Here is an 18,890-nt window from a genome sequence, read left to right as displayed (position 1 = left end):
TTATAGTGGCAACGACAAATGATCTGAAGAACGGCACCGTCATGGTGATCGACGGCCAGCTCTGGCAGGTTGTCGAGTTCCAGCATGTCAAGCCGGGTAAGGGCCCCGCTTTCGTTCGCACTAAGATCAAGAATGTCCTGTCTGGCAAGATCGTTGACCGCACTTTCAATGCGGGCATGAAGATCGAGACCGCAACGGTTGACCGTCGTGATATGACGTACCTCTACCAAGATGGTACTGACTACGTTTTCATGGATTCCTCTACCTACGAGCAGATCAATGTTCCCGCAGAAGTTGTTGGCGACTCTGCTCATTTCATGGTTGAGAATCAGGATGTGATTGTTTCTCAGCACGATGGTCAGGTTCTCTTCATTGAACTTCCCGCCACGGTGATTTTGACGATTGCGCACACCGAACCCGGTTTGCAGGGTGACCGTTCTTCGGCTGGTACTAAGCCCGCTACGCTCGAAACCGGTTATGAAATCCAGGTTCCGCTGTTCATGGAAGAGGGGACCCGCGTGAAGGTTGACACTCGCGATGGTTCCTACTCCGGACGTGTGACTGACTGATAATGTCTCACAAACATCATCAGTTCACTTCTCGTACCAAGGCACGTAAGCGTGCCGCTGATGTCGTCTACGAGGCAGACCAGCGCGGCATGGGACGTAATGCTACTGTCTTGCGTGATCTCCTTCGTGAACGCAAGGTCATTACAGCAGCACTGACACCGCTGCCCGATTATTCGATTCGTATGATCGAGGGCGTCGCTGACGAGCTGTATCGGATTGATCGTTTGATTGATACTCATGCTCGTACCGGCCTTGATCGTATTCCCGCAGTTGATCGTGCGGTCCTGCGGGTCGCGGTCTGGGAAATGCTGTCTAACTCCGAAGAGGTTCCTCCGGTTATTGCGATCGATGAAGCGATCTCAATTGTTAAGTCGATTTCAACGGAAGAATCCGCAGGCTTTGTGAATGCGATTCTTGACGCAATACGTCAAGATATTGAGTCTCCTTCATGGTCTCGGCGCTCAAGTGAGGTCGGCAGCGGCCATGAGTCTGATGAAGAACTCAGTGCTGACGAGCTGACAGAGCTGGATGATCTTCTCAACGAATACTGAAAATGTGTGAGTCATAAACGGGGATGCCGACAGGCACCCCCGTTTATGACACTCCGACCGCATCAGTCGACGTGTGATGTTTGACACAAATGATTATGGGAAAGTTGTTTCAACTTTTCACACTCGCGCTTCTCTTAAATACCTGCTATAGCCGCCTACTCGGATTCCAGTTTGTTTTCATGATGCTCTGATAGTTTCCCGCCCTGCAGGTCACAGGCAGTTTCTACTTCAAAATTGATGGCAACAGTTTTACTGCAGTGAAAGGGCAGCTGAAACAAAGCAGTCTTAAACGCACATCTGTATTGAGGTTTTTTGAACGACTTTTCACTCACTTTTTGCCTGTGTTGCGCGCATCGTCGGTTGCAGTTGCACCAAAAACTATCAAAATAGTGCGATGCTTATTCCTGTCAGGGGAATCTAGAAAAAGGAGCGTAGTGAGATGGCACTGCCAGATCTGACTCCGCAACAGCGAGCCCAGGCTCTTGAGAAGGCGACGCGCGCTCGTCGTCGGCGCGCTGAGGTGAAGGATGCGCTCAAATCGCGAAAGATTACTCTGTCTGAAGTCATCGACATGGCTGCAACAGATGATGCAATCGCGAAGATGAAAGTGCGTTCTTTACTGGAAGCCCTGCCTCGAGTCGGTGTAAGTACTGCGGGAGCCTTGATGAACGAGATTAAGATTGCGCCTTCAAGGCGTGTTCGAGGTCTAGGTCAGGTGCAGCGAGAAGAATTAATTCGTCGCTTCGGCTGAACTTTTAAGCCACCTGTGGCAGCATACAGGCATGTCTTCATCTACGGTTACTGTCGTTGCAGGTCCCACGGCTGTTGGTAAGGGGACTGTGATCGCGCGCTTGCGTGAACTATTTCCTGAAGTTGAGCTCTCGGTTTCGATGACAACGCGTTCTCCGCGACCGGGAGAAATCGACGGAGTGCACTACCACTTTGTGAGTGAGGATCAGTTCGCCCAGCTCATTGATTCCAAGCAGATGCTGGAGTGGGCACTTGTTCACGGAAAATATCATTACGGAACACCGCGTGGTCCAGTAGATGATGCAGTTCGACGGGGTGTGCCTTTCCTACTTGAAATTGATGTTGCTGGTGTGCGTCAAGTTCGTGACTCGCTTCCTGACGCTCGCTTTGTTTTTATTGCGCCGCCCTCATGGGAAGTGCTTGTCTCTCGCTTGGTCGGTCGTGCTACCGAAGACCCTGCTGAGCAAGAGCGTCGTTTGCGTACTGCAAAGGTAGAGCTTGCGGCTGCAGATGAGTTTGATGTCACCATCGTTAATGATGATTTGGAGCTTGCTGTCCATGAACTAGCCCATGTGATGGGGCTAGAATAGAAGCCGGTTCTTGCCCGTTACATCAGGAGAGATTTGCATGTCCGGAATTGTTGCGCAGCCCGAAGGCATCACCTACCCGCCGATTGACGACCTGCTGGAGCATGTCGATTCAAAGTATGCCTTGGTGATTTTTGCTGCCCGTCGTGCCCGCCAGATCAACTCCTACAACATCCAGCTTGAGCAGAATATGATCCAGTTCGTCGGACCTGTTGTAGAAACTGAAGTCGACGAGAAGCCCTTGGCCATTGCACTACGCGAAATCGATGAAGGCCTGTTGACCCTTGAGTCAGCACCTCAAGCCTGATCAGCAGCCCGCTCACATCGTTCTCGGTGTGTCAGCGGGCATTGCTGCATATAAAGCCGTTTTCCTTTTGAGAATCCTTCAAAAAGACGGCTACCGTGTCCGAGTTGTTCCAACACCTTCTTCACTTGAGTTCGTTGGGCGAGCAACCTGGGAAGGGCTCACCCTCGAGAGCGTGAACGTTGATGTTTTTCACGGTGGGGGAGCAGACCACGTCGAGTTAGCGCGCAATTGTGCCGCTATTGTTATTGCACCCGCTACCGCTGATGTCATTGCTCGGATAGCGAATGGTCAGGCCGATGACCTTTTGACAACCACTGTTCTTGCCAGCGATTGCCCTGTAGTTATTGCACCTGCGATGCACACGCAAATGTGGCGTTCTGCTGCAACGCAGGAGAATATTACCCGCCTTCGAAATCGCGGATTTGTCATAGTTGGCCCGGAAGATGGTGATCTTGCTTCCGGTGACCACGGGGCTGGTCGGATGAGCGAACCTGAGGTTATTGCGGCCCAAGTGCGCAGAGCGTTTGGCGTATCAGGTGACCTTGCGGGAAAGAAAATTCTGATAACCGCTGGCGGTACCCGTGAAGCAATTGATCCAGTCCGCTTTCTCGGTAACCGCTCGACTGGCCGACAGGGAATCGCGATTGCCCGCGAGGCCCTCCGTCGCGGTGCCGAGGTTACTTTAATAGCTTCCAATATCGAGGCTTCCCTTATTCCTCAGGGCTGCAGCGTGATCGATGCCCCTTCCGCTCAAGACGTCTACGATTCTGTGATGTCTCATCTTGGGCACAGTGATGGATTGGTCATGGCGGCGGCGGTTGCTGACTACCGCCCACTGGCCGCCTCGGCCTCGAAAATCAAAAAAGAAGAAAATGAATCAGCGCCGCCTCGGATTGAACTCACGGAAACGACTGATGTTCTGCGCAGCGTGAGTTCGGCTCCTAACCGCCCTCATGTGGTCCTTGGGTTTGCTGCTGAGACCGGCGATCAAGATACCGTGCTCTCCTATGGGGCGGCGAAGGCTAAGCGTAAAGGTGTGGACTATCTTGCTGTGAATGCAGTGGGTGACGATATCGGATTCGGAGATGTCCCCAACTATGTATACGTGCTAAACCAAGAGGGGTCCGTAGTGACCCAAGGTGGGGGGACGAAGGCGGATGTTGCTCGAATCCTCGTTGATCTTATTTCACAGCGGTTCGATACGATGGAGGCGTGAGCGAAATGCGTAAGTACTTTACTTCTGAATCTGTAACGGAAGGTCATCCCGATAAGGTCTGTGACCGAATTTCTGACTCGATTTTGGACGCACTACTTGAGGCTGATCCGCATTCGCGTGTCGCTGTGGAAACAATGGTGACAACCGGCTTGGTGCATGTCGCCGGCGAGGTTTCAACCAATGCTTATGTGGAGATTCCACAGATTGTCCGCGAACAGATCCTCGAGATTGGTTACGACTCATCCCGTAAGGGATTTGACGGTGCTTCCTGTGGCGTTTCCGTCTCCATTGGTGCCCAAAGTAGCGATATCGCAGATGGCGTTGATCATTCTTTGGAGACGCGTTACGGTTCAAATGACGATCGACGTGAGGCTCAAGGTGCGGGCGACCAAGGCATGATGTTTGGTTACGCCTCGGATGAAACTCCTGATCTCATGCCTGCTCCAATTTGGCTTGCACACAAGCTTGCAGAGCGTCTTGCTGCTGTTCGCCATCAAGGACTCGCTCACGGTCTTCGCCCTGATGGAAAGACACAGGTCACTCTTGCTTATGATGAGCAGGGCATTCCTCGCGAGATCGATACCCTTGTCATTTCGACTCAGCACGACCCTGAGCTTGGCATGAGTGAACTCGAAGAGCAATTGCGCGAGTTGGTTGTTTCTCCTGTGCTCGAAGAGACGGGCTTGGGGCTTTCAACCGAAACAATGAAGCTTCTTGTTAATCCTTCTGGGCGCTTTGTGATCGGCGGTCCTGCTGGTGATGCCGGTTTGACCGGACGCAAGATTATTGTTGACACCTACGGTGGTATGGCCCGCCACGGAGGCGGTGCCTTCTCTGGTAAAGATCCGTCAAAGGTTGATCGTTCGGCCGCATATGCAGCGCGTTGGATTGCAAAAAATATCGTTGCGGCGGGCTATGCGAAACGCTGTGAAATTCAATTGGCCTATGCAATCGGTCGCGCGCATCCAGTCGGGCTTTATGTTGAGACCTTTGGTACCGGAACCGTGAGCGATGACGTTCTTACCGATGCCATCACCCAGTGCTTTGATCTTCGCCCTGCGGGAATCATCGAAGACCTAGATCTTCTTCGCCCGATTTACGCGAAAACCGCTGCTTATGGCCACTTCGGCCGTCCGATTTTCCCCTGGGAGCAGACGGATCGTGTGGCTCGACTCCAGGAAACTCTTCAATGAGCGCTGCCAGCAGCGCCGCCCGCCCGACAAATCGCGGAACCGCCATCGAAATGGCAGTTTCGGGGATCATCGGTCTGTGCGCGTCCTTTGTTCTCTCGATCGAGGCATGGCAGTTGGCGGCAGATCAGGGACGAACATTTAGCTGCGACGTCTCTTCGGTTCTATCGTGTTCTGCGGTTGCCGCCACTCCGCAGGCTCGAGTACTTGGATTCCCGAATGCCTTTTTGGGAATTTTTTTCGAGGCCGTTGTTTTGACCGTTTCCTTCGCCCTCATCGCAGGGGTACGTTTTCCGAAATGGTATTTCCTGGGTGTTGAAGCTCTGTATACCATCGGCCTGATTTTTGCATATTGGCTGTTCACACAGTCGTATTTCGTTATTCACGTGTTGTGTCCGTGGTGTTTGCTCATCACAATAACGACGACACTTGTGTGGTTTGGGCTTACACGAGTATGCATTTCTCAGGGAGTGCTCCCCGCACCTGCGTGGTGGAGGTCCGTGATGAAGGCCGGTGGAGATTGGCTGGTCGTCGTCCTCGTTATTGCAGCTATTCTTGCGATGATCGTTGTGCGATACGGTTCGGTACTTTTCGGTAATTGATCACTTGGTGCTCAATCGGTCTTCAAATGCCGGTTCAATGTGTTGAACTAGGTCTATGGTGATGGATGCGTTGCCCCTTCCGGGTTTTGAATCAGACCGTGATGTACCACGGTTGATTGCGCATGTCTATGTTGATTCTGACCTTCCGCACCTCGATTACCCGCTGGACTATCTTGTTCCCGCCCAATGGGAATCGATAGATCTTGCCGGATTTATCGTGCAGGTCCCACTTGCGGGGCGAAAACGGATTGGATGGGTCATCTCGTGTGAAAAACGCAGTGACATCAGTGCAGCCATCCGTGAAATTATCGATGTTGTTTCGACTATTTCAGTCGTTTCACCGAAGACTTTTGAATTAGCTGCATACGTAGGCAAGCGTTTTCTCTCAACTGCTTCTACGGTCTTAGGAATCGCCGTTCCTCCACGGCGCGCACGGGTCGAGGAAGAAGCAATGCCCCCGGGTCCTACGGAGTTGAAGATCAGCCAGGCTGATCCCTGGGGAGCTTTTGAACTTGGCAATGCATTTCTTGGGCACGTGAGTCAGGGTGAGTACCCGCGTGCCGTATGGACATCCATTCCAGGACGATCAGAATCTGAGATCGCCCATCTTATTTCTTCTGTCCAGAAAGCTGGAAAGACGGCTCTTATCGTTGTGCCGACTTCTCGAGTTGCCGGTGAGCTATCTTCCTCGTTGTCTGCGATTTTTGACGTCTCGATCCCTGTCTACAGCGCTGAGCAGACGGCAAGTGAGCGCTACCGTCTGTACCTTCAAGCAAAGATGGGGGTGCATAGCGTGATCGTTGGAACGCGTTCGGCTGTGTGGCTTCCCATGAAGGATCTCGGATTGATTGTTATCTGGGGCGATGGAGATGATCACCTTCGTGAAGCGCACGCTCCGCGCACTGATGCATTGGACGTAGCGGTTGCACGTTCACATCTTGAACATGTTGCTCTTGCTGTTGGAGGTTATTCTCGCTCGGTGAAAGCGCAGTATCTTGTCGAACGCTCCTGGGCGATTTCTCTAACTCCGAAACGCGAGGTATTGCGTGCATCGACGGGACGTTTTGTTGTCGCTGATTCTTTCGATCAAGAGCGGCAAGGAAAGTCAGCTTTTACTTATCTGCCACCGGATGCATTCTCCTGCATTCGTGCGGGATTGAAAGAAGGACCCGTTCTCGTTCTTTCTGCACATTCGGGATATATCCCGGTTGTCGGTTGTTCTCGCTGCGGAAGGCCTGCCCGTTGCGAATACTGCTCAGGACCGCTCCATTTAGAGGCTGACCATTCGATAGTGTGTTCATGGTGCGAGCGCAAGACCGAGAATTGGTCGTGCCTTAAATGCCAGGGGACAACCCTTAAATGGTGGCGCCTTGGCTCTGAGCGCATCGGTGAAGAAATCGGTCGTTCTTTCCCCCAAATCCCCTTAACTGTCGCTCGGGCAGATGATGAATCGCGCCAGCGTGTTGGTCCCGAAGCTCGAATAGTTGTCTCAACTCCTGGTGTAGAGCCCAAAGCACAGGATGGCTACGCGGCGGTGATTATCCCCTCGGCCGCAGCGCTTGCCTCGAGGCCTGAGATGTGGGCACCGGAAGAAGCTCTGCGCCGGTGGTTGAATGCCGGCGCACTTGCCCGTCCTCACGGTCGAATATGGGTCTCTGCCGGGGTTGAAAACGCGCTCGCACAGGCGCTCATTAAATGGAGTCCCGAATACTACATTCAGCAGCTTCTTGATGAGCGTAAGGTTCTTCATTTTCCACCAACCGCCTCAATCGTTGCAATCGACGGTCCTCTTGACCAGGTGAATGCTTTTTGTCAGGATCTCCCTGCAGAGTTGATCGGTATTGTCGATGCGCCTTCGGTTGGAAAAATTGGTCATCGTCCGGATGACCGGCGCGCACTTATTCGCTGTGCGACAGCTGATTATCCTCAGCTCGCACAAGTACTTCGGGAACGCAATGGTGTGCGTTCGGCACGTAAACGCTATCCACTACGCCTCACCTTGAATCCTCCTGAGCTGTTCTAGACAAGTCGATACACTATGAGCGTGCGTATTGTTTTTGCAGGTACCCCTGAGCCGGCGTTACCGACCCTTGAAGCCCTGATCTCGTCGCCACATGATGTCGTTGGTGTTATTACTCGTCCTCCAGCGAAGAGTGGTCGCGGACGTCGTCTCGTCCCATCGCCCATTGCGCTGCGTGCAAGTGAAGCTGGAATCGATCTCTTTGAAACTTCCTCTCTTAGAGGTGACGAGGCCTTGGACCGCATTCGTGCGTGGAATGCCGATATCGCCGTTGTCGTCGCCTATGGCGCTTTGATTCCCCTGCGTGTGCTTGAAGCTCTTCCACATGGTTGGCTCAATCTTCACTTCTCTGATCTTCCTTTCTTCCGCGGTGCAGCTCCCGTGCAGTGGGCAATCCTTTCGGGACTGAGTGAAACTGCATCTAGCGTTTTCCAGCTAGAAGAGGGATTGGATACGGGTCCCGTTTTCTCCCGCCGGAAGGTTGAGATTGCCGATCACACCAGTGGTGAACTCCTCGATGAAATGGCGCGTTTAGGCGCTCAGCAAGTTGTCGATGTGGTGAACGCGATTGAGGCTGGACACGCTCTTGCACAACCACAAGTCGTTCCTGAGGGTGTGGAGCTCAGCTATGCTCGGCGCTTGGAGCCCAGTGATGGTGCCGTCTCCTTTGATGAGAGTGCCCACCAGACGTGGTTGAGAATCCGCGCAGTGATTCCCAGCCCAGGTGCATATACAGAGTTTCGCGGGCAACGACTCAAACTAGGTAAGGTTTCTTTGACCGATATTCCCACCCCCGGCCCCGGTCGTCTCATCGTTTCGAAGAAGAGCGTCCTTGTTGGTTGTACGGACTTCTGTCTTGAGCTTGGTCAAGTTGCTCCCGCAGGTAAAAAATGGATGGATGCAGCTGCGTGGGCACGCGGTGCGCGATTGGACAGTGATGCCCGACTCGGTGAAGGGATAGTGCTCTGATGGCGACTCACCGTTATTCCGATGGATATCGTTCCTTCCGCGAAGCAGATCCCGCCCGTCAGGTTGCCTTCGAGGTCCTAACATTGGTGCGCAATGAGGATGCCTACGCGAATCTGGTTCTTCCAAAAGTTCTGAAATCCTTTGAAGAACGGACGCATCTCGATCAACGTGATCGAGCTTTCGCTGTCGAACTCACTTACGGCACCCTACGCGAACAGGGATTCCTTGATTGGGTGATCTTTCGAAACTCTTCACGTCCGCTTTCCGATATTGAAGGTGGCATCGTTGATATCTTGCGTCTTGGCGTTTATCAGCTGCTTCGCATGCGAGTTCCCGACCATGCCGCGGTTTCTCAAACCGTCGATCTTGCGCGGCAGTATCTCAGTGCCGGTCCAGCTAAGTTCATTAATGCTGTTTTGCGTTCTGTGATTCGTGAAGGTGATGAGGCAAGGCAGGAAGCTTTGAATGAACTTCCGGATTCGCAGCGCCTGGCGATCGAATACTCGCATCCACAGTGGATGGTTGAAGAATATAGTCGTGCGCTCGTTGCTAACGGTTGTTCGACTGAAGAGATTACGGAGCTTCTGGCCGCTAACAACCAGGCACCCTACGTTTCTCTTGTCGCGCGCCCAAGCCTCATCGAGGTTGATGAACTTGCTGATCAATGTCTTGATTACCTGCGAACTCGCATCGCTGATGGAGAGGTATCTCCCTACGCTGTTCTTCTTGAGTCCGGGGATCCAGCGCGTATCCCTGCAATCAGGCAGAGACGAGCAGCTGTTCAGGATGAGGGGTCTCAACTAGCGGGGATTCTGGCAGCTGAAGTCCCTGTCACGGGGAAAGATCAGAACTGGCTCGACCTTTGTGCAGGTCCCGGAGGTAAAGCGGCGCTGGTCGCTTCACTAGGCGTTGAACGAGGCGCTCACCTCGTCGCCAACGAGGTGCACTCTCATCGAGCTCGCCTCGTCGAAAAGACCCTTGAACACCTTGATAACACTGAAGTGGTGTGCTCTGATGGAAGACGCTTTGGCGGTGAGGGTACACGTTGGGCGTTAGAATCTTTTGACCGGGTGATTATTGACGCGCCGTGCTCTGGCCTTGGATCGATGCGTCGTCGGCCGGAATCACGTTGGCGCAGAAATCAGGATGACGTCTCGCAATTGGTTTCCCTTCAGGCGGAACTACTCGATCGAGGAATCGAATTGACCAGGCCTGGGGGAGTGACGGTTTACATCACCTGCTCGCCGGTCGTTCAGGAAACTCTTGATCAGATTTCACGTGTTCTCGCCTCGGGAGGTGTTGAGCTAGTGGACTTGCGTCCTGTGGCCGCGCAAATTACTCCGAAGCCCCTTAACATTCCGCAAGCAAAAGGAATTGCTGCTCGAACAATTCAGTTATGGGAACACCGTAACGAAACTGATCTTATGTTTATTGCTGCTCTCAGAAAACTTCCAGTAGCTCAGGAGCTCTCATGACCACACCGCTCATTTCGCCTTCGATCCTTAATTGCGATATAGCCAGGCTTGAGGACGAACTGAGAAAGATTTCCAGTGCTGATATCGCTCATGTCGATGTCATGGATAATCACTTTGTCCCCAACCTCACGTGGGGTCTTCCCGTCGTTGAAGCTTGTGTGAACACTGGCATCTTGCCCATTGATGCTCACCTGATGATTGAAGATCCAGATCGGTGGGCACCTGCGTACGCAGAAGCCGGTTGTGCGTCGGTCACCTTCCATGCCGAGGCTGCCTCCGCTCCGATCCGCACTGCCCGGGAGATCCGACGTCTGGGTGCCCGTGCTGCTCTTGCGCTTAAGCCTTCGACAGACATCGCGCCCTACGTCGATATTTTGCCGGAGGTCGACATGATCTTGATTATGACGGTTGAACCAGGCTTTGGCGGTCAAAGTTTCCTTGAATCTATGCTTCCAAAGATCCAACGAACGCGGGACGCGATCGCCTCTGCATCTTTGGATATCTCGATTCAAGTCGATGGGGGAGTCTCGCGTAAGACTATTGAGCGCGCAGCTGACGCGGGCGCAACAAATTTTGTTGCAGGGTCGGCGATCTTCCGTGCCGACGATGCGTTTGAAGAAATCGCAACACTGCGATCTCTTGCGCAATTACACATGCACTGAAGATGACACTGGCCTCTGCGCGTGCCAGAATAACTATGTACTTCGGGGTCGGTGTAAGTCCGAGCCGGCGGTGAAAGTCCGCGACCCGCATCATTCGATGCGGTTGAACTGGTGTAATTCCAGTACCGACAGTTAAAGCCTGGATGGGAGAAGTAGTTGAGTGGGCCTAGTGTCTGCTGAGCGGCTGCATAGCTCGAAGTGCGGGAAGGATTACCGTGAGCCGTCGGGCACCTCGCCGCTTCACTGTTATCGCCCCGTTTGTTGTCATCGTCTGCTTGGTCTTCTTGTGGTGGGCGATCGCCGCATTCAGTGGGATTCAAGCGTGGCGTCTTCCTTCGCCGTACGCCGTCCTCGCCCGAGGATACTCCCTTGTTCAACAGTCTTCGCTTTGGCTCGCTTTCGCGCGAACCGGAGTCGAGGCCCTAGTTGGTGGATTCATTGGTGTGTGCGTTGCACTTCCATTGAGCTACCTTATTTTCCGTTTCCGTACCATCGCCGAGGCTATTGAGCCCCTTCTAGGTGCCTCGCAGGCTTTACCCGCGGTTGCCTTGGCACCATTTTTGGTTCTCTGGTTCGGCTACGGATTGGTTCCAATTTCGATGCTCTGTGCATTGATTGCTTTCTTCCCAATTCTTATCTCCTCCCTGGTTGGCTTACGCTCCTTGGATCGCCAAGTATGCGAGGCCGCACAGCTTGACGGGGCAGCAGGGATCACGATGGCAGTCAAGATCGAGATTCCACTTGCATCACCAGCGATTCTTGCCGGCATTCGCAATGGCTTTACTTTGTCCATTACCGGTGCTGTTGTCGGGGAAATGGTGATGGGAGGAAAGGGCCTGGGAATGCTCCTTTCCCAGATGCGCACGAATGTCGATACGGCAGGAATGTTTGTTGTGATTCTCTTCCTGTGTATACAGGCAGTTGTCATCTACTCACTTATGTCCGTATGGGAAAAGCGCGCACGCGTGATGGTTGAAACCGACTAGGTGCGACATACTATTGGAGAGCATTATGCGTCCTATTGTTCGTGGAATTGCCGGTCTACTTACGGCAGTATTTGTGATGAGCGGTTGCTCCAGCACCTCGTCATCATCTGACACGACCGTTATTGGTTTGACCTATGTGCCAAATGTTCAATTCTCCGGTGTTTACCTTGCTGAGGATAATGGCTATTACTCCACGGAAGGAGTAAAGGTCGATATTCGTCATCACGGGAATGATGAAGGAGTATTCACAGCTCTTGTTAGCGGACAAGAACAACTTGTCCTCGCGACGGGTGACGAGGTAGTCCAGGCCAGATCACAAGGTATGGATGTCATTTCGGTGGGCCAATACTACCGCGAGCAGCCCAATGTGATCTTGACGCGGGCCGATACCGGAATCAATAGCGTCAGTGACTTAAAAGGGAAGAAAGTAGGAATTCCTGGGGAATACGGATCTTCGTGGCTTGCCCTTCAAGCGTACTTAGCTAGCGCTCATATGACGACATCTGATATCAGTGTCGTATCCATTGGCTATACCCAAGTTTCTGCATTGAACAATAAAGACGTTGATGCAGTTGTCGGCTTTGCAAACAACGATGCTGTTCAGCTTTCAGCCGCTGGCGTCGACACTCGTGTTGTTGACTGTGATTGCACCATTCCTTTGGTTTCGGCTTCGCTGGTTACGACATCGGCATGGGCGAAGCAAAATCCTGAAAAGCTGAAGAAAATTCTTCATGCAACACAACAGGGGATGACCGCTGCGGTTGAGCATCCAGATCAAGCATTTGCTGCCACCGAGAAGCGTGATACTACCCTGACTGATGATAAGACGCGCTCTACAGCCACCCAGATCCTTAACGCGACGAATCTATTGATTTTGGGAGCGAATTCGAAGGTTTCATTGGAACAAGATCAAAACCGTTGGCAAGAGATGCTCAACTTCATGTCATCAAATTCGGGGCTTCTTGAGCACGAAGTCACTCTTGATCAAGTGATGACAAACGATTACATCCCGCACTCATAGTTTTGCGCCTCCAAGATAGTGATTCCCTCGCCTTGCTGATATTCGGGCTGAGGGAATCACTATTTTCGATATTTCGTAAGAGTTTGCAGAAGAAGGCCCTCAATCGCATCAATGCTGTGCGTTATATCCAAACTGTGTGCAAGTAAGTTGTATCTACTGGAAAGTTGAGATCTCTGAAGGGGATGTTCAAGCCAATAATCGATGAGAGCAGCCAATCTTCTGGGATTACGGGCATCAAATACGTTGCGTGAATCTAAGGAATAACGCCATGTCGATGACTGTGCAGAGCGAGCAATAATGGGCATACAACCCCGAGCCATCGCTTCAAGCGCGGCCAAGCCTTCAATTTCGACCAGCGCACAATGAACGTAGATATCAGCGCAATCCAACAAGGCGATCAGCTCGTTATGGGGGATAAAACCAATATGAATTTGAGCTGCAAGGGGAGTGGCCAGTTTCTGTAGATCGTGCTCCAGCGGTCCACTACCGGCAAGATAAAGATCAATGTTGCGAGAGTTACGTGAATAGGCCAAAGCTTGAAGAAGTACCTGATGATTCTTTTCCGAAACCAAACGCCCAGTCGATACCAAAGTAAAACGATTGTTTGCGTCGCTGGTATTTCGCGATCTGCTATCAGCGACATTCAAAAGCTGACGAGCTATCGATTCTTCAGAACGAATCGAGGTCGATGGAAGGCCATTGGAAAAAGCTGAAATAGGAGTTTGATATCCGACGGCTTCTAAGCGTTCCTTTACAGCTTCTGTTGGTGCGTGAATCGCATCGCAGTACGAGTACACCGAGTAATCGAATAGGAAATACAGAATTCGGTTGACTATAGGTGTATCGAGAGCAGGAAATGGAGCGAGGAAGTTTTCTGGATAGACATGAAAACTCCCGACGATTGGCACTGAGAAACGCCGTGCTACACGAACAAGTTGAGCATTTGCAGGAAGGGGATCTTCAACGTAGAGGATCTGTGCCCATCTCACAGCGGCTTCAAAAAACGAGCGGTCGGGACGAGCGATACTGAAGTCCTCGGCACTGATATACCTGTCAAGGAAAGGAATGCTGAGGCGCTCTAGTGGGTAGTCAACATGTGAAGAATCCCCATAAGAAATGACACGTACCTCGTGTCCGCGAGCGCGAAGACCAGCGCAAAAGTCGCGGGCTGAACGAGCCAGCCCGTTAGTGGCATTCGTAATATCGCTTGCCGATACAAGAATTCGCATCGTGCTCTCCGCGTGTATTGGTGAACAGTGTGTTTAGTAGCTGCAAGGTCTTTCGCGCACTAGGCTAAATCGTGCATCAATTTTGTCACAAGGAGGGGGCATTGTGGAGAGCAACGATACCAGCGTGCGTATCCTTGACCTGCTCTTTGAACTGACTTATGCGGAACGCGGACGTTCGCGTTCCCAGATTCGTAGACTGACGCATTACCGAAAACTCAGCGACACTGCGTTTGATTCAGCTTTCACTCGCGATAAAGAGACTCTTAAAAAAATCGGTGTTGACATAGAGGTTGAACCGCGTGGAGATGAGCTCATTTACCGCTTACGCCGGTCAGATTCCGAGCTGCTTAAGCTTTCACCCGAAGAAGTTTCGCTGCTCGACCTCGCCTCGACAGCATGGAATGATCCATCAACAACCGAGCTTGCCTCTACTAAGTTACGCGCAAATTCCGTAGCAAATCGCAAGTCTTCGATTGATTTTCATCTTTCAGGCGCTGAGCATGTCCTTCCATTATTCCAAGCGATCACCTCGGCAAGTGTTGTTTCCTTTGCATATAGAAGCCCGAGGGAAACCGATAATCGCGCTGTAGAGCCATGGAATCTCCTTATTTCTGGTTCAGCAATTTATCTTCAGGGCTATGACCTTGACCGAGGTGATGAACGCAGTTTCAGACTTTCGCGTATTCTGCCTCCGATTGAGGTGCTTGGGGAGCCCGGCGATGCTTATCCCCGCCCTTCTGACCGTCCGACGATCGGTATTTCACGTCCACTTGAGCCGAGCTTCTTTGCCAGAGTAGGAAGTGAGGCGTGGAAGAGTGCACTGCGCGATGATAGAGCTACGGGGGCAGGGACGGAGCAATGGCAACGCTTCCGTGGACACGTTGCTTCTTATAGTTTCTGGACTCATTTCATTTTGTCTCATGCTCACGATATCGTCCCGATCGAGCCGAATGAATTTGCTTCGGATTTACAGAAAAAACTCCAGAGTGCGCTGTTTCTGAACGGGGGCCAAAATGCCTGAAGAAGCTCCAGTTCAGGTCACACGGATACTCGCCATGGCCTCGTGGATTATGGATAATCCTGGACAGAATGTACGTCAGATCGCTCAGCATTTCGGCAGAAGTTCACGCCAAGTTCGCCGCGATTTAGAGTACATGGGGCAAATCGGCGACTCGATGATTGATCGCTCCTACGGGCTGGATTGGGATCTGTATGAGACAGAGGGAGTGGTCGTTCTTCGTGGAAGTCAGACACCCTCTCTTCCCAAGCTCACCCCTGCCGAGGCCGCGTCTCTCCTAGTTGCGCTACGCGCTCTTGCGCCTTACCTCAGTGAATCTGAGGATGAGGTTTTGCTAAGTGCTGCCGCAAAACTTTCCTCTCGTGCAAGCAACGAGGGGGCAGAGATACGAGGCGGCCGAGAGGTCATTCACCTTGAGCAGGAAAGCTCGAACTCTTCTGAGCTACAGCAAGAGATAATCGCTCAACACATTATTAGTCTGCGGTACGCAATCGATGACAAGCGCGAGGTGTCTTTTGAGTACCTCGGTATTGACGGCTCTTATGCTCGTTGCGTCTATCCGCGTGGACTCAAACACTTAAGTACCGGTTGGATTCTTGATGCATGGGATCCGATTCGGGAAACTCACAGGAGCTATCGCGTAGATCGGATGAATAATCTTGTTATCGGCGAGAAGCATTCGAGGGTATCAATTCCTTCTGAGCCCGCTCCCTCAACGTTGACGCTGACTATCTCTTCTCATGCACGATGGATCTGCGAGGACTTCGAATGTACTTTGATTTCTGAAAATGCAGAGAAGATTACCTGTTCCTTGCCTATTTGGAACGAGAAGTGGATCCTTGCGCTGCTGTGTGACATTTCGGCCGATATTATTGAATGTCCATCGGAGTGGATGCAGCGCGTCAGTGATTATGCTCAAAGCGCGATGGAAATTTGGGAAGAGGCCAAGATGATCAGGAGCGAGGCGTGAGTCCAAAGCGAAAGAGACGCCGCGCAAGTATGGAGGCCGCCGAGCCACAAGAATCATCCTGGGCACCAGCAGAGGGAATGGCACAGTTTCGACAGCAGCAAAAGATTGACCGATCTTTCCGAAGCCGCTACGTCGAAGGATTAAGCTTCACTCCTGATCACTTCCAAATCCAAGCAATGGATGCTTTGGAAGCTGGCCACAGTGTGCTAGTAGCAGCACCTACGGGTGCGGGAAAGACAGTTGTAGGCGAATTTGCCGTCGCGCTCTCGCTTTCGACGGGTTCACGTGCCTTCTACACAACGCCAATTAAGGCGTTATCGAATCAGAAGTTTACTGATTTTCAGAAGCGCTACGGCGAAGCACGCGTTGGTCTATTGACTGGGGACACCTCGATTAACCCTGATGCTCCCATTATCGTCATGACTACTGAGGTCCTGCGCAACATGATTTATATGGGGGCAGACCTGAGCAACTTGAGTCACGTTGTGCTGGATGAAGTTCATTATCTAGCCGACCGTTTTCGTGGACCTGTCTGGGAAGAGGTGCTGATCCATCTTCCGCACCATACAAAGGTGATTGCTCTTTCAGCGACAGTGTCGAACGCTGAAGAATTCGGAGAATGGATTGGACAAGTTCGAGGTTCTTGCGATGTCATTATTTCCGAGACCCGACCGGTCCCACTATTCCAACACATGCTTGTCGATGGAGAGCTCTACGATGTCTACGCGCCGTCACGGCGAGGTCCTGGACAATCTCAGCGTTTGAACCCAGAACTGCTGTATGCCTGCTCTCCGCAAGGTCGACGCGCTCATCAACGGCGTTTCCGTTCGCGTCCAGCGACTGTTATTACTCTCGATCGTGCCAACTTGCTTCCCGCAATTGTTTTTATTTTTTCGCGGGCTGGGTGTGAAGATGCTGTTCGTGAAGTGATCGCCTCGGGTGTTACTTTGACAAACCGATCTCAGGCAGAGAAGATTCGGCGTATCGCAGAGGAAGCTACTGCGATGATTCCTCCCGAAGATTATGCAGTTTTAGGTATTGACTTGTGGATTAAAGCTCTGGAACGGGGCATTGCGGCTCACCATGCGGGTTTGCTACCCCTGATGAAAGAAACAGTTGAAAAGCTGTTTTCAATGGGGCTCATTCGTCTTGTCTATGCGACAGAAACACTTGCGCTGGGAATCAATATGCCTGCGCGTTCGGTGGTCATTGAGTCGCTCCAGAAATGGAACGGTTTCGAACACGTACGCCTATCTGCCGGTGAGTTTACACAGTTATCTGGCCGTGCGGGTCGACGCGGTATTGATATTGAAGGGCACGTGGTTGTCAGCGGACGTAGGGATATCGCCCCCGAGGAAGTCGCCGCTTTGGCCTCGAAACGAACATACCCACTGGTGAGCGCTTTCCATCCGACCTACAACATGGTTGTTAATCTTCTTGCGCATTCGACACGTAAGGAGACGCGCAAGGTTTTAGAATCCTCTTTTGCGCAATTCCAAGCCGATTCTTCGGTCGTCCATCTCGCCCAAAGCGCACGCGCTTTAGAACGTGAATTGGATTCCCTTGGAGAGGGAGTCGATTGTTCACGCGGGAACGCTCAAGAGTATTTCTCCATGCGTGATCGGCTCGCACGAATGGAAAAAGAAGCCTCACGAGAGCGTAGCCTCCAGCGAAAGGAACAGGATCAGGAAGCTTTCGCTTCACTGAAACCCGGGCAGGTCTTCGACATCGGTACTCAGCGGAAAGCGCATCGATATCTGCTCTTGGAGCATCAGCGCTCCGCTGGCCTTCGACCGTTGCTTCGCACTCTGGGCGCCGATGCTAGGTTGCATACTCTGAGCGTAGATGACTTTTCAGGTCCACTTGAGCTCGTTGCGCGCCTTCGCGTTCCTCCTTCCGAGGCCTTACGACGTCACCGTGGACGTGAGGAATGGGCACAGCGGATCCGGACCCTTCGATCTGAGCGCAAGGGGGGCAGGAAAGCTCTTGATTCCCTGCCGATCGATGCGGAGATTTCTCAACTTCGCATGGCGATTAAGTCGCATCCCGTACACTCGTGTCCGCATCGCGAGGAACATACACGTGCCGGTCACACCTGGGCGCGAAAGAATGCTGAGTACGAAAAGCTCCTTAAACGAATCGATGGACGCACGAACTCGGTTGCACAACAATTTGATCGAGTATGCGAAGTTCTTGATCGAATGGGGTTCCTGAATAACGATCTTGTGACAGATTCCGGACAACTGCTGCGTCGTATTTTTGGCGATCGTAATCTGATCGTTGTCGAAGCTCTTAGACGTGGTCTGTGGGATCGTCTTTCGGCCCCCGAACTCGCTGCAATTGTTTCGACTTGTGTTTACCAATCTCGAGGTGAAGAATCAGCTGCTGTTGAGCCTTGGACTGCTGCACCAAACGAGTTGGCGCATGCGTGGGAAGAAACCCTTGCGTTGTCACAGGCGGTGATGTCAAAGGAGAAAAGCGTGGGGGTTCCTCAATCTCCAGAGCTCGATCCAGGGCTTGCGCAGGCTGTGATGGCATGGGCGAATGGATCAACTTTGACGACGGCCATCTGGGAGACATCCCTTCTCGCGGGCGATTTTGTTCGTTGGATTCGGCAGGTGGTAGATCTCCTCGATCAGATTGCCCATGTTGCCTCTGCAGAAACTTCAGCGGTCGCTCGTCAGGCACGTCGACTGATTCTGAGAGGAGTTGTCTCTTGGGAAGGAGAGTAAACACGGGTCCTCAGAAAAGGTTAAAACGAGGGCTCA

The 18,890-nt window shown here is 52.2% G+C and carries 18 protein-coding genes and 1 riboswitch; of the genes, 17 read left to right on the top strand and 1 reads right to left on the bottom strand.

The annotated features are described in order from the left end of the window. The first annotated feature begins 5 nt into the window (after nt 1–5). From efp to RW023_RS06300, 14 genes are all read left to right on the top strand, one after another. Nucleotides 6–569, top strand: a complete 564-nt coding sequence (efp, locus tag RW023_RS06365; protein ID WP_315580400.1) for an elongation factor P — start codon at nt 6–8, stop codon at nt 567–569. Between the two features lie 2 nt (nt 570–571). Further along, the gene (gene nusB / locus RW023_RS06360; protein WP_315580399.1) at nt 572–1,120 is read left to right on the top strand and encodes a transcription antitermination factor NusB; all 549 of its coding nucleotides are present in this window, start codon (nt 572–574) and stop codon (nt 1,118–1,120) included. 439 nt (nt 1,121–1,559) lie between these two features. Then, nucleotides 1,560–1,871 (top strand): integration host factor, actinobacterial type, encoded by a 312-nt coding sequence (mihF, locus tag RW023_RS06355; RefSeq protein ID WP_315580398.1) that lies wholly within the window; start codon nt 1,560–1,562, stop codon nt 1,869–1,871. A gap of 31 nt (nt 1,872–1,902) precedes the next feature. Continuing rightward, nucleotides 1,903–2,460, top strand: coding sequence for a guanylate kinase (gene gmk / locus RW023_RS06350; protein WP_315580397.1), 558 nt, complete (start codon nt 1,903–1,905; stop codon nt 2,458–2,460). A 37-nt stretch (nt 2,461–2,497) separates the two neighbouring features. Further along, nucleotides 2,498–2,764, top strand: a complete 267-nt coding sequence (gene rpoZ / locus RW023_RS06345; RefSeq protein ID WP_009409401.1) for a DNA-directed RNA polymerase subunit omega — start codon at nt 2,498–2,500, stop codon at nt 2,762–2,764. After that, nucleotides 2,742–3,980: a bifunctional phosphopantothenoylcysteine decarboxylase/phosphopantothenate--cysteine ligase CoaBC gene (coaBC, locus tag RW023_RS06340; protein WP_315580396.1), complete on the top strand. Its 1,239-nt coding sequence runs from the start codon at nt 2,742–2,744 to the stop codon at nt 3,978–3,980. Before rpoZ ends, coaBC begins: the two co-directional genes overlap by 23 nt. Nucleotides 3,981–3,985: 5 nt before the next feature. Beyond that, entirely contained in the window at nt 3,986–5,173 is a 1,188-nt protein-coding gene (metK, locus tag RW023_RS06335) for a methionine adenosyltransferase (RefSeq protein WP_315580421.1), read from the top strand. Further along, the gene (locus RW023_RS06330) at nt 5,170–5,772 is read left to right on the top strand and encodes a vitamin K epoxide reductase family protein (protein ID WP_315580395.1); all 603 of its coding nucleotides are present in this window, start codon (nt 5,170–5,172) and stop codon (nt 5,770–5,772) included. The genes metK and RW023_RS06330 overlap by 4 nt, the downstream gene beginning before the upstream one ends. 61 nt (nt 5,773–5,833) lie before the next feature. Further along, nucleotides 5,834–7,795: a primosomal protein gene (locus RW023_RS06325; RefSeq protein WP_315580394.1), complete on the top strand. Its 1,962-nt coding sequence runs from the start codon at nt 5,834–5,836 to the stop codon at nt 7,793–7,795. Between the two features lie 21 nt (nt 7,796–7,816). Next, a complete protein-coding gene (gene fmt, locus RW023_RS06320) occupies nt 7,817–8,761 on the top strand; it encodes a methionyl-tRNA formyltransferase (RefSeq protein WP_315580420.1) in 945 nt (314 codons plus the stop codon). Then, a complete protein-coding gene (locus RW023_RS06315) occupies nt 8,761–10,236 on the top strand; it encodes a transcription antitermination factor NusB (protein ID WP_315580393.1) in 1,476 nt (491 codons plus the stop codon). Before fmt ends, RW023_RS06315 begins: the two co-directional genes overlap by 1 nt. Next, nucleotides 10,233–10,898 carry a ribulose-phosphate 3-epimerase gene (gene rpe / locus RW023_RS06310; protein ID WP_315580392.1) on the top strand — a complete coding sequence of 222 codons (666 nt, stop codon included), beginning with the start codon at nt 10,233–10,235 and terminating at the stop codon, nt 10,896–10,898. Before RW023_RS06315 ends, rpe begins: the two co-directional genes overlap by 4 nt. 34 nt (nt 10,899–10,932) lie before the next feature. Beyond that, a riboswitch (FMN riboswitch) is annotated at nt 10,933–11,057 on the top strand. A gap of 56 nt (nt 11,058–11,113) precedes the next feature. After that, nucleotides 11,114–11,884, top strand: coding sequence for an ABC transporter permease (locus RW023_RS06305; protein ID WP_315580391.1), 771 nt, complete (start codon nt 11,114–11,116; stop codon nt 11,882–11,884). Between the two features lie 25 nt (nt 11,885–11,909). Further along, entirely contained in the window at nt 11,910–12,905 is a 996-nt protein-coding gene (locus tag RW023_RS06300; RefSeq protein WP_315580390.1) for an ABC transporter substrate-binding protein, read from the top strand. 59 nt (nt 12,906–12,964) lie between these two features. On the opposite strand, the gene RW023_RS06295 is transcribed toward RW023_RS06300, so the two are convergent. Beyond that, entirely contained in the window at nt 12,965–14,134 is a 1,170-nt protein-coding gene (locus RW023_RS06295) for a glycosyltransferase (protein ID WP_315580389.1), read from the bottom strand. Nucleotides 14,135–14,237: 103 nt separating this feature from the next. Here RW023_RS06295 and RW023_RS06290 point away from each other — a divergent pair, with 103 nt between their 5' ends. Genes RW023_RS06290 through RW023_RS06280 form a run of 3 tightly spaced genes read left to right on the top strand, consistent with a single transcriptional unit; the run spans nt 14,238 to nt 18,854 of the window. Then, a complete protein-coding gene (locus RW023_RS06290; RefSeq protein WP_315580388.1) occupies nt 14,238–15,155 on the top strand; it encodes a WYL domain-containing protein in 918 nt (305 codons plus the stop codon). Further along, nucleotides 15,148–16,122 carry a WYL domain-containing protein gene (locus tag RW023_RS06285; protein WP_315580387.1) on the top strand — a complete coding sequence of 325 codons (975 nt, stop codon included), beginning with the start codon at nt 15,148–15,150 and terminating at the stop codon, nt 16,120–16,122. The genes RW023_RS06290 and RW023_RS06285 overlap by 8 nt, the downstream gene beginning before the upstream one ends. A 29-nt stretch (nt 16,123–16,151) precedes the next feature. Beyond that, the gene (locus RW023_RS06280; RefSeq protein WP_399499451.1) at nt 16,152–18,854 is read left to right on the top strand and encodes a DEAD/DEAH box helicase; all 2,703 of its coding nucleotides are present in this window, start codon (nt 16,152–16,154) and stop codon (nt 18,852–18,854) included. Nucleotides 18,855–18,890: the final 36 nt, after the last annotated feature.

The organism is uncultured Actinomyces sp., assembly GCF_963542285.1.
Classification (GTDB): domain Bacteria; phylum Actinomycetota; class Actinomycetes; order Actinomycetales; family Actinomycetaceae; genus Pauljensenia.
Note: the sequence above shows the minus strand (reverse complement) of the source record. Positions and strands in the feature narration are given on the sequence as shown.